This window comes from Oleiphilus sp. HI0043, from assembly GCF_001634935.1.
Window position 1 is genome coordinate 21,011 of sequence record NZ_LWEY01001256.1, and the last position, 13,055, is coordinate 34,065.

Here is a 13,055-nt window from a genome sequence, read left to right on the forward strand (position 1 = left end):
TCTCCCCTTAGTAAGAGCGTACTTTTGGTGGGAACGCATCAACGGTCTTAGGCGAGAAATTAACATCACGCTTACCAACGCGCTTCTCTAGAGGGAAGTACATTGAGTGTTTCAACCAGTTTTCATCATCACGCTCAGTAAAATCATTACGAGCATGAGCACCACGACTTTCTTTACGTCCTTCTGCAGCTACAGCTGTTGCGTAAGCAACTTCGAACAAGTTATCCAGCTCAAGCGCTTCGATACGAGCAGTATTGAAAGCAGCGCTCTTATCTTCAAGATGAGTATTCTTAACTCTCTCACCTATTTCGTCGAGCATCTTAAGACCTTTCTGCATGGTCTCACCTTCACGGAAAACGCCAAAGTAAAGCTGCATCGTGCTTTGCAAATCTTCTCGAACCTTAGCAACACTTTCACCGCCAGTCGTATTATCCAAACGATCCAAACGACTTAATGCGGCTTCGATATCAGCCTCTGTTGCATCATCAGTTGCAAAACCTTCGCGCAAAGATTTCTCAATCTGCAAACCGGCAGCACGACCAAATACAACCAAATCAAGTAGCGAGTTACCACCAAGACGATTTGCACCATGAACTGATACACAAGCAGCTTCACCACAAGCATATAGACCTTCGATAACGTGATCGTTACCTTCAGCATCCTGCGTTAGTGCCTGACCACCGATATTAGTCGGAATACCACCCATCATATAGTGACAAGTTGGTACAACCGGAATTGGTACCTTAACCGGATCAACGTGAGCAAATGTACGTGACAATTCAAGAATACCTGGAAGCTTGGCATTCAAGGTTTCTTCACCCAAATGGTCCAACTTCAACATAACGTGATCTTTATTTGGACCACAACCACGGCCTTCTAGTATTTCCATAACCATTGAACGCGCAACAACGTCACGACCAGCAAGATCTTTAGCGTTAGGTGCGTAACGTTCCATGAAACGTTCGCCTTCGCCATTGATCAGGTAACCACCTTCACCACGACAACCTTCTGTTACCAGTGTACCCGCTCCAGCGATACCTGTTGGGTGGAACTGCCACATTTCCATATCCTGCGCTGGGAAGCCAGCGCGAAGCGCCATCCCCATACCGTCACCAGTATTAATCAAAGCGTTAGTAGTCGACTGATAAATACGACCAGCACCACCCGTCGCCATAACAGTTGCCTTAGCCTTAACGTATACACGCTCACCTGTTTCAATACAGATAGCAATGACACCAACCACTGCACCTTTTTGGTTTTTCACCAAATCGACTGCATACCATTCATTAAGAAAGGTAGTGCCGCCCTTCAAGTTGCCCTGGTATAGTGCGTGCAATAGTGCGTGACCTGTACGGTCAGCAGCAGCACAAGTACGTGCAGCCTGAGTCGGATTATCCGGCCCTTTAGACTGGCCACCAAACGGGCGCTGGTAGATACGACCTGCTTCAGTTCGCGAGAAAGGCAAACCCATATGATCCAATTCAAATACAGCCTGAGGGCCAACTGAACACATATATTCAATTGCGTCCTGATCACCGATATAGTCTGACCCTTTAACAGTGTCATACATGTGCCAGCGCCAATCATCATTTGGATCCGCACTTGCGATCGCACAAGTTATACCACCTTGAGCAGAAACCGTGTGAGAACGAGTTGGGAATACTTTAGTAATACAAGCTGTTTTGATGCCGGATTCTGTCAATTGAAGTGCTGCGCGCATACCAGCACCGCCACCACCAATAACTATTGCATCATAATTAAGCGTTCTTAATTTAGACATTTCTTACAGCCCCCAAAGAATCTGAACACCCCAGACCACGTAAACGAACATGACCAGGCCACAACCAGCTTGAAAAATAAACCTGAATACCATTGCTTTTAGATAGTCTGTAGACACCGTCCACAAACCGATCCAAGCGTGAGCACCCAAAGATAACAAAGCAAGTAAAGAAAATACTCTGACACAAGTTTGACTAAACAGCTCACTCCACTGCATGTATGTCAAGTCAGGGTTTAGCACTAGATAACCCAGAATAAATACCGTGTAAGCAGCCAACACAACCGCTGTAACACGCTGAATCATCCAATCATAGAGTCCACTACGACCAAAACTAGTAACACTTGCTACCATAACCAAACTCCTGCCAATAAGATAAGTACAACTGACACTGCTATAACAACTTTGGCACCGAACTGGCCAGCTTCAAGCGTTTCACCAATACCACAGTCCATTAATAAATGTTTAATTCCCGCTACCAAGTGATAAAGAAGCGCAGAAACCAAGCCCCACATAATCAAAGTAACAAAAGCACCGTCCAGACACTCTTTAGCGGCGTTAAAACCGTCTTCGCTCGAGAGCGAAAGTTCAAGGACATACATAAGAATTGCCACACCAACGAACAAGGCCACACCGGTAACACGGTGCACAATTGACGTTAGCGCAGGCAGAGGAAAACTAAATTGAGTTAGATCGAGATTTACAGGTCGTTTATCTTTCACAGCACATATACTCTCTCAAGTTGGCATGAGCTAATTTAAACAAAGGAAGGCGTCTCTAAAGATTCGCCAACCCTTGCAACCTTTTTATAATAAGATGTTTCAACGCTATTCAGCCTTGCCGCCCGAAAATCTACAATAAAGATTATCCGAAACAAAACGTGAAATAGGCCACCACCTAATTTTGCTGACGGATTATAGGGATTAAGGCCGCGAAATACAAACCACGAACAAAAATAACGGCATTATTTGGCCATTATAAATTTTCTTGTATTTGACAATAATATTTCAGCAACATAGTAGCCCCGCCTTAGGCAGCTCTGGCACCATATCAAGCTTTTTTTCTTAGTTTTCATACCCACTTTGCACCAAATTAGCTTTTATTAGATATTTCCGCGCCACAGCCGTGCAAATTTCACCCACCCAAAAAGCCGAAACTTTCTTTGATTTTTTTTTCATCTACATTGGCACATTACAGAGACGTGACTATAGTCATTCTATTTGGCATAATGCGCAAACTTTTAAGTCGCCAACTGGCCGCAAGCTTTTTACCTATTAAGCAGCAGCTACGCTTGGCTTACTCTATCTCAGCAACAGGAGAGCACCATGACTGATAAAAAAGCTCAGTTATCGGTTGATGGGAAAACCATCGATTTACCAATTTATTCTGGCTCTGTCGGCCCAGATGTAATAGATGTACGAGGCCTAGTATCAGAAGGTGTCTTTACTTATGACCCTGGATTCGTGTCCACTGCGGCATGCGAATCTAAAATCACCTACATTGATGGCGGCAAAGGTGTACTTCTTCACAGAGGCTACCCAATAGAACAGCTAGCTGAAAATTCAGACTACCTTGAACTATGCCACCTACTTTTGCACGGAGAACTTCCGACAGCAGAAGAAAACGAACATTTCAGAAAAACTGTTCGCAACCACACAATGGTTCACGATCAAGTTAACCAATTCTTTAAGGGCTTCCGAAGAGACGCTCACCCGATGGCGATCATGTGCGGCGTCGTTGGTGCTCTTTCAGCGTTCTACCACGATACGATGGACATCTCTGACGAAGAACACCGTGAAATAGCAGGCTTCCGCCTTGTAGCTAAAATGCCGACTATTGCAGCGATGTGCTACAAGTACTCAATCGGCCAGCCTTTCATGTATCCAAACAATGACTTGGATTATGCAGAAAACTTCCTGCACATGATGTTCAGCACGCCAGCTGGCGATGTTAAGTTTGACCCAGCCATCTCAAAGGCAATGGATAAGATCTTCATGCTTCATGCTGACCATGAGCAGAATGCATCAACATCAACTGTCCGCCTAGCTGGCTCAACTGGCGCCAACCCATTTGCTTGTATCGCTTCTGGCATCGCTGCACTTTGGGGCCCTGCTCACGGCGGCGCAAACGAAGCTGTACTAACAATGCTTAACGAAATCGGTGACGTATCTCGGATCGATGAATACGTAGCCAAAGCGAAAGACAAGAACGACCCATTCCGTCTGATGGGCTTCGGTCACCGCGTATACAAAAACTTCGACCCTCGCGCCAAAGTTATGCGCGAAACATGCGAAGAAGTTCTTGGTGCACTAGGCCTTGAGAATGATCCTCTATTGAAGATCGCGCGTCGCCTTGAGCAGATAGCACTAGAAGATGAGTACTTTGTTGCAAGAAAGCTATATCCAAACGTAGACTTCTACTCGGGTATCATTTTGAAAGCTATCGGTATTCCTGAGTCAATGTTTACCGTTATCTTCGCAATGTCTCGAACTATTGGTTGGTTCTCACACTGGAACGAAATGGTTAGTGAAAACTACCGCATTGGTCGTCCACGCCAGCTTTATACTGGTCACGACAAGCGCGACTACCCTGCCTAAGCGCAAAGCTAAGGTATAAAAAAACCCGCTCTTGCGGGTTTTTTTATACCTAAATCAGTTTTAATTCTGCACCAATCATTTCCCGAGTACGCCTCGCCAAGCCCTTACGACATAAGGATGCTGAGTCCATAGGTTCCAGATAACGGACATGAGCATACACCTTTTCAACCCTTAGAATACGCTCAAGCGTATCAATAAACGAGTCATCATCTATAAACGCTGGCTCAGGCAAGAGCCGACCAAATTCATCCGTATACTTTAGTGCAACTGGCTGAACAGGCACACCCACTCTAACTGCTGCCTCATAAAACATCGGGAAAAACGGCAACACCTCTGCACCTACCGAGGTCGTTGATTCAGGAAACAGGTGCACTGAACCACCTTGCCTTAAACGCTCTTCAAGGTAAGGAATTGAGCGATACGCTTCAAATTTATTGGTTCTATTAATATAAATAGACCCCATTCTTTTGGTAAAGGTCCCCAGCAAAGGCCACTCTTCCAAATCATGCCGCGCAATAAAACCTACAGGCCTGAGATGATTAAAAACAATCGTATCGAGCCATGAAATATGATTTGATACAAACAAACCGCTTGCTTCCATGGGGGAGCCTTCGACAACGACCTCCGTATTCATTGAACGAACCAGATCCTCAACCCACAAGGTAAACAGAGCGTAATCATTAAGCTCGTTTTGGTCAATTTTAGACACTTGCGGGAATTGATAACAAGCACCAATAAAAGCACTACCCGAGAGTAAATTCGCGAGCAGACGAGAGAAGCGCAACCCTTGGCGCGCCCTATTCTTCACAACACTAAACACAACCTTACTTCTGCGCCTCCGCTACACTCTCACTTCTAGTAAAGACCCAATCAGTGCCACTGGACTCACTCTCTGAGTATTGATAACCCGCGTAGTCAAAACCCTTTAGATCTTCAACGCTTTGAATATTATTATCAGCAGCATACCTGACCATTAAGCCTCGTGCTTTTTTGGCATAAAAACTAATGATCTTGTATGTGCCTTTCTTCTCATCCTTGAATATAGGGGTAATCACCTTTGCCTTAAGCGACTTAGGCTTGATTGATTTAAAATACTCGTTGGATGCTAGGTTAACGAGAACCTCGTCACTCCCCTCTAACTCCCGGTTAAGTGACTCTGTCAGCATCTCTCCCCAAAACTCGTAAAGATTCTTTCCGCGTGTATTTTCAAGCCTGGTTCCCATTTCCAAACGATATGGCTGCATCAAATCCAAGGGGCGCAAAATACCATACAAACCCGAGAGTATTCTTAACTTTCCCTGAAGATATTCGACACTAGCACTATCCATAGACTCGACTGCTAACCCCGTATATACATCCCCCTTAAAGGCATAGACAGCTTGCTTTGCATTCTGGGCCGTGAACGGAACAGTCCAATCTTTCATTCGCTGCACATTTAAATCTGCAATCTTTTCACTGACACTCATTAGCTTCATTAGCGCAGCGGAATCTACTTTATTTAAAGCGTCAACCAGATGCTTTGATTCATCTAGAAAATCAGGCACAGAAAACTCATCACTAAAACTCGCTGACTCGAAATCCAGCGTTTTTGCAGGAGACACAACAATAATCATACTAATTCACATCTAATTCATTAAATTGACTAAACCGAAACCCTATTTAAGGCAGCGGCACATAAACTCATAAAGTGATTGAACATCAAAAGGCCATTCAAGCTCCAGGGATTTATCATGGGATAGCAAAACAGGTATCCTGGCGCCATAGCGATCAATTAAGGCATCATCGTCTGCAATATCGACCGACTCCAGTTTAAAAAAAAGCGGCTTTCCATCCGAATCAAAGGACGATGCTGCAAAGTTTTCAGCCATTTGCACATGCAAGGCCTGAGCTACCGCAAGCGCCTCATCACACAAGTGACAACCAAGTGTCGAATACAAATAAAAGACTGGGCAGGTGTTCAATTTGAAACTCTTTTTAAATATTTTCAATAATTTAAGCAATCTATTTAAAGTATTTTATACTATACTTTTGCTTTACATCTTATTAAGAAAGAATATCTACATCTAACTGAAGGCCTGAATATACTTATGTGGTTTAAAAATATCCTGTTTTATCGCTTTACTAAACCTTTCGAACTATCAAGCGAAGAATTAGAAAGTAAACTTGCTGACTCACCATTTAAACCCTGCGGCGCGAACGACATATACCAACTAGGTTGGTCCAGCCCTTTGCAAAAGCATTCCGAGCAACTGGTACACGTTAACCAGAATTACTGGATGATCTGCCTTCAAAAGCAAGAGCGTATTCTACCTAGCTCTGTGGTCAATGAGCAATTACAAGAGAAAGTAAATGAGATCGAGGAACAACAGCACCGCAAAGTTACACGCAAAGAAAAAACTGAGCTAAAGGAAGAAATCACTAACCTCTTACTACCTAAGTCTTTCACCAAGACATCGCGCTATTTCGCCTACCTTTGCCCTTCGAAAGGCTACCTTGTGATTAACACTTCATCAGCCAAATTGGCAGATGAACTGACCAGCTATTTACGCAAAACAATTGGTTCACTTCCTATTCGCCTACCAGCAGTTAACCAGGCCCCAAGCTCGATCATGACACACTGGGTCACCGAGCCAAGCAGCCTACCAAGCTTTATGACTGTAGGCTTAGAATGCGAACTTACATCACAAGGTGAAGAGAAAGGATCTATTAAGTATAAAGGCTTGGAACTCGATCAAGAACAGATCGACCAACAAATCAAATCAGGAATGGAAGTCACCAAACTTGCTGTCGAGTGGCGCGAGTCACTAACACTATTATTAGGCTCTGATTTAAGTGTGAAGCGCATCAAGTTTGGCGATATGCTACAAGATCAACTTGACGACATGAACGCCGAAGATGCCGCCAGCATGTTTGACGCTGGCTTCACCATTATGACGGCAGAGTTCGACAAACTAATTCCAGAGATCCTGGAAGCATTCGGCGGTGAAGATACCAGCGCAGTGATCGAAGAATCGAACTAACTGTCGGCAACGCTGAGCACATTGGAATAGCGGCAATCAATAGCCGCTATTCAATCTCTTATACAAAAGCAATAAACAAAAAAGCACTCTAAACTTGCGAACAAGCCTCTAGAGAATACCCTTTTCAATAACTTCCTGACGAATACCAGACCAGGCACCTTGAATCTTCTTCAAGTGAGAAAGCACCTCTTCCAACATTTCTAGATCGTTTTTGACATTAGCTTCAAACAGTCGATGCTCACAGTAGACATAAAGATCAAATAAATTTTGTGCGACCTCCTGCCCCTTATCTAAATCTAGAAAGCTACGCAAACCCGATATAATCTCTATCGACTTGTTAATCAAACGATTCTTGCCTTCAAAGTCACTCGCAGCAATGCGCGCCTTAGCCATATTAATGCGCTCAACAGCACCATCAAATAAAAGCTGAATTAATTGGTGACGGTCTACATCGACAACACTTGTCTGCGCATTAACCGACTGATACTGATGTAATGCATTCATATTATTCTCCTGCAATCACTAAGGTACTATTTCCTTAGCTACTTCTTTTATTATTAATAACAAACTTTATTTGTCTGAACCTGTTCCTGCTAGCGCATCTAACTGCGCCTTTATAAAATCCATCGTACTATTTAATTTCGAAACTGCGATATCCGCTGCCGTAAATTCACGCGCCAAGCGACTTGTTAAAGACTCAATTCTCTCATCAAGCTTTAAACGCTCCTCATTAATCATTGCTAACGACTTACTTAATGTATCGTTCTTTGTTGTCAAAGAACCATCAATTGATACAATCTGAGTAATTAGATCAACTAACTGCTCACCGACACCTTCAATATAGGTTACCGAACCTCTAGAACCGGTTGCTGTACCTTCAACTGTAACCCGAATGCCTTCAGAATCATCACCCGTCGCAGCACTTAGCGTTTGACCCGAGCCTATCGCTGCCACACCATTAATCGTACCCTCAACATCAACCCCATCGGTACCAGCAGCCACACTCAAACCCAGTTGAGCTAAAGTATTTGTATCAACAGCTGAAACTTCAACCTTTGAACTCGATCCATAGACATTAGAGTTAATCACTAACTGGTTTGAAGCATCTAAACTTACAGTCACAGACTTACCTGCAGCATTCAGCGCCGAGTCAGCATTAATCTTTGACTGTAATTCTGCAGCCAGCTGCGTCTGCGTATAGCTCGCTGCATCGAGTGTAATACCACCACTTTCAACGCCATCTATCTTGATAGTAAGCTCATCATTGTTTGCATCGATCGTTGTACTCGCACCTAGACTAACCCCGCCAACTAACTCACCACGCGTTGCAGCCGTTGTCACCTCAATGTCATATGTGCCAGGCTTAGTATTAATACCTGCCGTTTCAAAACTTACTTGAGCATCACTTGTTCGACCCTGCTCACTAAATAAAGCCGAAACATCACTAGGGTCTGAAGCCAACTTATCAGCCAAGTCACTTTCATTCAGCTCTAACAAGCCAGTCTGGTAATTAGTAGAAATTCCGATATCTGCCAAACTTCTAACATTGGCATTTTCCAGGCCAGCAACGGTAGTACCTAACACGCTGCGCACCTGATTCATTAAACTTCGAGTCGTTGAGTCACCCAATAATATGCCAGCTTCAACACCGCTACTCGGGTCAAACTCGGTATTTTCGTTAATCAGAGTCTGCAAGGCATTAAACTTTTCAACAAACTCAGACACTTTCTCTATCACTGCAGAGTGATCATCTGCTATGACCAGACTCGCTGGTGCACCATCATTTGTACCATTTAATGACAACTTTAAACCCGGGATAGCGTCATCAATCTCGTTGCTAGAGCGAGTAATTGACACACCATTAAGTTTAAATGCTGCATCTGCAGCAGGCTGGCTTTGAATCAGATTGGTGGCACCTGCGGTATAAGCAAGACGTGACAAGCCATTTGCATCGGTATTACTTGCATCACCCGTGTCAGTAACGCTTATATCGATAGTTTTATCAAGACCCGTTTCGTCGGCGTTAAAGACTAGCTTATAGCCCGTACCGGTATATAAGACTGATGCAGTCAACCCCACATCCTCTTCAGCATTAATTGCTGCAGCAATACCATCGAGCGTATTGTTTGAGTTATCAATCGTTACGTTGGTAGTTTTGCCATCCACCACGATAGAAAGCGCACCCTCACCTAAAGCAGTGGTATCTGAATCACTAAATTCTGTCGTTGTTAATGTTTGAGATACAGCTAAAGCGGAGACTTCTAAAGTATGAACACCCGCACTCGCTTCACTTGTATTAACCGTAGCGGAAAATGCTGAGCTTCCAGAAGAAACAGTTTTCGATTCAAATAACTGGGGATTTGATAATGTACGAGCAGGTAGACGAAGATCAGTAACTGCTGATTTAATCTGCCCAAAGATAGATAACTCAGCATTAATTTCAGCTTCTTGACTATCTAGGCGAGCCTCAACCGGAGCGCGCTCTGCATTAGCGAGATTATCAATTAGCTCACTGGTGAGAACACCCGAACCAATTCCAACCGAAGATACACTTGCCATACTTATCGCCTCGAATACCACAGGATTAAATAAGCGTTAAAGCCACAATGACTTTGACTCACTCTAACCCAGCGAAAACTTTGTCTATTGAGTCAACACTACAATAACTCTATATAGCGCTCTTGTAGAATATATCGGCAAGAAGGGGCAAAAGTTTACCCCCTAAATTGTAACGAACTGTGAAAAGCTTGCCACTTGCACGAGCACCACCCTTCACAGTTTACAAAAAATATTACACTTTAGCCTTAAAAAGACTCAATGGCTCATTCTGCTGCAAGTCTTGAGCCAACTTCAGTGCGACATCGTCAGGAATTTGTCTAATCACCTCAGATGTATCCTTATCAACGACCGTAATAATCGTCTTACCGGATGTATCATCAAGATTAAACTGAAGATTTCGCTCTACAGATTGAACGTAGTCATTAAGCTGAGTCACTGCCTGACCCACACTCTCAGTTGCTGAAGATTGATCAAGCTCAGAAACTTCCTCAACTGACTTATCGACTGCGTCTTTCTTAGGCGAATCGCCAGCCTCACGTGTTTTCTGAGACGACGATGCTGCCGCTAGCCGTAAAGACTGCTCCACACCTTGTAATTTTACGTCGCTCATATAAGCACCTCATTTAACTTATAACCAAACAAGCCGACTTTGATTTTCATCAAAGCCGGCATCATATCAACTAAGCACTAAACCCTTACTGAAGAAGAGATAGAACTTGCTGAGGTCTAGCATTTGCTTGTGACAATACTGAAATACCTGCCTGCTGTAGAACCTGAGACTTAGACAATGCCGCAGTTTCTGCCGCGAAGTCCGCATCACGAATTCGAGAGTTTGCAGCTGACAAGTTTTCACTACTGACAGAGTTGTTTGAAATAGTAGACTCAAAACGGTTTTGAATCGCACCCAGTTTCGCTTGCTCACTTGCTACCTGGTTAATAGCGTTATCGATCGCAGTAATTGCTTCTTCAGCACCCTCTAGGGTACTAATATCGACATCTTTCAGTAGTGTACCCGACTCTGATCCACCAAAGCTACCAACTGCATTAAAACCAGCCCGCTCATTATTGCCCGTTAGCGTACCCACTGAGAACTCACCAGCCGCCTCAAGCGTAACGCCAGCAACATAGTTTTCATCAGTCGTAAAACCCGAGTCACCAGCCGTAGCCACAGTCAATTCAATATTACGACCATCTTCAGCAACCAAAGTGTATTGATTATTATCCAATGCTTCTGCTGTTACACCCGTCAAACCAGACTTAGCGTTAATAGCATCAATAGTTGTTGTTAGGTTAGTGGCAAGATCAGCCCCCATTGCACCCGTGATTTGCGTCCCGTTTATAGAGATATCAAAGTCGGTTCCAGTCACAGTTACATCACCAGAGTAAACTCTGTTTTCATTAACCGTAGCCGATACACCAGATTGGTCTGAAACCCTATTAATCGCAGCAGCTAGCGCAATACCGCTTGAACTTGATAGCGTAGAAGATGCAGTATCATCACCTGCTTTTGTCGCACCAACTGATACATTATTAAGCGTTAAGTCACCAGCCTGTAGCGCAGCTCTAGTACCATCATTACCATTATCACCAACTAGTGCAGCCTTGTTGCCACTATATGTACCTTTTTCAAAACCGAAGTTATCAATATTCTGAGTATTTGAACCAACATTAATATCAGAACCGTCATCACTAGTTAGCGTTACATCACCAATAAATGTGACAGCGGTACCATCAGTACCATCATCAACTAAACCGAAGTCTTCCGCACCACCAGTTGTTGTATCAACAGTGATATTACGACCATCTTCAGAAGTCAAATCAACACGAAAACCTGTGCTTGTCTCGACAACCGATGCCGTCACACCCGTTAAGTCACTCTTTGTATTAATTGTATCTGCAACTGCTGTTAGCGCAGTCTCTGCTTCAACTTCTGCAAGCTGAAGCTCTATATCAACACCGTTAATTGCGACTGTTTCAGCATCAACACCTGTACCGATAACACCCGCAGCTATAGTTGTACCTTCGACTGTATTGGGGTTTGCAGTTGCGGTCACACCCGTCAGGTCAGTTTCTGCGTTGATCGCAGCAGCCTTTGAAATTGCACTTGAACCCTGCAAAGCAAATGACGTGTCGTCATTACTACCAACAGGAGCCGAAATAGCAGCACCGTTAATAGTCAAGTCACCAGCGGCGATAGTCTGCTCTGCAGTTAATGCAGTTTTACTATTGTTAGACGTCACACCAGCAGTCGCAGCTGCGCCAAGTGTATCAACAGTAGTTTCATTAATACTTACATCAATTCGGTCACCAACGTTTGCTCCGGTCTGAAAACCAGTATCCTGGAAAGAGCCATCTAGAAGGCTTTGACCGTTAAAGTTTGTCTTTTCAGAAATTGACTGAATTTCAGCTTTTAGCTGCTCAACCTCTTCTTGTAGAGAAGAACGCTCCAAATCAGTGTTTGAACCATTCGCTGATTGTAGCGCTAGTTCACGAACACGCTGTAAAGAAGTTGTGATACTGTTTAAAGCACCTTCAGCAGTTTGTGCCAAAGAAACACCATCACCTGCGTTTCGGTTAGCTACGTTAAGACCACGAACCTGAGCGTCGATTCGGTTTGAAATTGCCAAACCCGCCGCATCATCCTTCGCACCATTGATACGTAAACCTGAAGATAAACGTTGCAAAGCCTGGCTTTGAGCGTTTTGTGAACTTTCAAGGTTACGCTGAGCATTTAAAGACGCGATATTGGTATTAATTATTTGAGGCATGTCGTTTCTCCGATCAATTTTGCAAGTAAACGAACGAGACTTTAAAACACACCATGCTTTGTAAAGCACGCTCTCGATCGCTTGTTACATCATTTAACGGCCCCCCACAAAATTACTTTAGTTTTTTTTACAAAAACAATGTAAGCAAGTGTAACAAACCCCTTCTTGCTCAAACACTCCTACTTCACTAGCTATATAGATTGCGGCAAGCACTAGCCAAAAAAACGGCAAACATATCGTTTAAAGACACTACTCACATTAACACAAACACAAAAACTTCTATATTAACAAACACTTAAAACACCCAAACAAAAGCTGGCACAGTGCATGCTTT

General features: G+C 43.7%; 12 protein-coding genes. 2 read left to right on the plus strand and 10 right to left on the minus strand.

Annotation, left to right across the window (positions count from 1 at the left end; translation table 11 throughout):
- Positions 1-7 precede the first annotated feature (7 nt).
- Genes sdhA through sdhC form a run of 3 tightly spaced genes read right to left on the minus strand, consistent with a single transcriptional unit; the run spans position 8 to position 2,499 of the window.
- The gene (gene sdhA / locus A3729_RS15705; protein WP_068508435.1) at positions 8-1,780 is read right to left on the minus strand and encodes a succinate dehydrogenase flavoprotein subunit; all 1,773 of its coding nucleotides are present in this window, start codon (positions 1,778-1,780) and stop codon (positions 8-10) included.
- 3 nt (positions 1,781-1,783) lie between these two features.
- Positions 1,784-2,131: a succinate dehydrogenase, hydrophobic membrane anchor protein gene (gene sdhD / locus A3729_RS15710; protein WP_068508433.1), complete on the minus strand. Its 348-nt coding sequence runs from the start codon at positions 2,129-2,131 to the stop codon at positions 1,784-1,786.
- Positions 2,125-2,499, minus strand: a complete 375-nt coding sequence (gene sdhC / locus A3729_RS15715) for a succinate dehydrogenase, cytochrome b556 subunit (protein WP_068508431.1) — start codon at positions 2,497-2,499, stop codon at positions 2,125-2,127. The genes sdhD and sdhC overlap by 7 nt, the downstream gene beginning before the upstream one ends.
- A 603-nt stretch (positions 2,500-3,102) precedes the next feature.
- Between sdhC and gltA the strand changes: the two genes are divergently transcribed.
- Positions 3,103-4,374 carry a citrate synthase gene (gene gltA / locus A3729_RS15720; RefSeq protein ID WP_068508429.1) on the plus strand — a complete coding sequence of 424 codons (1,272 nt, stop codon included), beginning with the start codon at positions 3,103-3,105 and terminating at the stop codon, positions 4,372-4,374.
- 49 nt (positions 4,375-4,423) lie between these two features.
- On the opposite strand, the gene A3729_RS15725 is transcribed toward gltA, so the two are convergent.
- Genes A3729_RS15725 through A3729_RS15735 form a run of 3 tightly spaced genes read right to left on the minus strand, consistent with a single transcriptional unit; the run spans position 4,424 to position 6,335 of the window.
- Positions 4,424-5,182, minus strand: a complete 759-nt coding sequence (locus A3729_RS15725) for a 1-acyl-sn-glycerol-3-phosphate acyltransferase (protein ID WP_068508427.1) — start codon at positions 5,180-5,182, stop codon at positions 4,424-4,426.
- Between the two features lie 16 nt (positions 5,183-5,198).
- On the minus strand, positions 5,199-5,987 hold the full coding sequence (gene yaaA, locus A3729_RS15730) for a peroxide stress protein YaaA (protein WP_068508425.1): 789 nt from the start codon (positions 5,985-5,987) through the stop codon (positions 5,199-5,201).
- 42 nt (positions 5,988-6,029) lie between these two features.
- Complete coding sequence (locus A3729_RS15735; protein ID WP_082880485.1) at positions 6,030-6,335, minus strand: glutaredoxin family protein; 306 nt, start codon at positions 6,333-6,335, stop codon at positions 6,030-6,032.
- 126 nt (positions 6,336-6,461) lie between these two features.
- On the opposite strand from A3729_RS15735, the gene rdgC reads away from it, so the two are divergent.
- Complete coding sequence (gene rdgC, locus A3729_RS15740) at positions 6,462-7,394, plus strand: recombination-associated protein RdgC (protein WP_068508423.1); 933 nt, start codon at positions 6,462-6,464, stop codon at positions 7,392-7,394.
- A gap of 108 nt (positions 7,395-7,502) precedes the next feature.
- On the opposite strand, the gene fliS is transcribed toward rdgC, so the two are convergent.
- The 4 genes from fliS to A3729_RS34365 form a co-directional block, all read right to left on the minus strand.
- Complete coding sequence (gene fliS / locus A3729_RS15745; RefSeq protein ID WP_068508421.1) at positions 7,503-7,898, minus strand: flagellar export chaperone FliS; 396 nt, start codon at positions 7,896-7,898, stop codon at positions 7,503-7,505.
- A 66-nt stretch (positions 7,899-7,964) separates the two neighbouring features.
- On the minus strand, positions 7,965-9,953 hold the full coding sequence (gene fliD / locus A3729_RS15750) for a flagellar filament capping protein FliD (protein ID WP_068508419.1): 1,989 nt from the start codon (positions 9,951-9,953) through the stop codon (positions 7,965-7,967).
- 232 nt (positions 9,954-10,185) lie between these two features.
- Entirely contained in the window at positions 10,186-10,563 is a 378-nt protein-coding gene (locus A3729_RS15755; RefSeq protein ID WP_068508417.1) for a flagellar protein FlaG, read from the minus strand.
- An 85-nt stretch (positions 10,564-10,648) separates the two neighbouring features.
- The gene (locus tag A3729_RS34365) at positions 10,649-12,721 is read right to left on the minus strand and encodes a flagellin (protein WP_068634058.1); all 2,073 of its coding nucleotides are present in this window, start codon (positions 12,719-12,721) and stop codon (positions 10,649-10,651) included.
- Between the last annotated feature and the right edge of the window lie 334 nt (positions 12,722-13,055).

Bases quoted from the DNA above. Each gene is read 5' to 3' on its own strand.
- sdhD (WP_068508433.1), bottom strand. From the start codon at position 2,131: ATGGTAGCAAGTGTTACTAGTTTTGGTCGTAGTGGACTCTATGATTGG.
- rdgC (WP_068508423.1), top strand. From the start codon at position 6,462: ATGTGGTTTAAAAATATCCTGTTTTATCGCTTTACTAAACCTTTCGAA.
- fliD (WP_068508419.1), bottom strand. From the start codon at position 9,953: ATGGCAAGTGTATCTTCGGTTGGAATTGGTTCGGGTGTTCTCACCAGT.
- A3729_RS34365 (WP_068634058.1), bottom strand. From the start codon at position 12,721: ATGCCTCAAATAATTAATACCAATATCGCGTCTTTAAATGCTCAGCGT.
- yaaA (WP_068508425.1), bottom strand. From the start codon at position 5,987: ATGATTATTGTTGTGTCTCCTGCAAAAACGCTGGATTTCGAGTCAGCG.
- fliS (WP_068508421.1), bottom strand. From the start codon at position 7,898: ATGAATGCATTACATCAGTATCAGTCGGTTAATGCGCAGACAAGTGTT.
- gltA (WP_068508429.1), top strand. From the start codon at position 3,103: ATGACTGATAAAAAAGCTCAGTTATCGGTTGATGGGAAAACCATCGAT.
- sdhA (WP_068508435.1), bottom strand. From the start codon at position 1,780: ATGTCTAAATTAAGAACGCTTAATTATGATGCAATAGTTATTGGTGGT.
- A3729_RS15755 (WP_068508417.1), bottom strand. From the start codon at position 10,563: ATGAGCGACGTAAAATTACAAGGTGTGGAGCAGTCTTTACGGCTAGCG.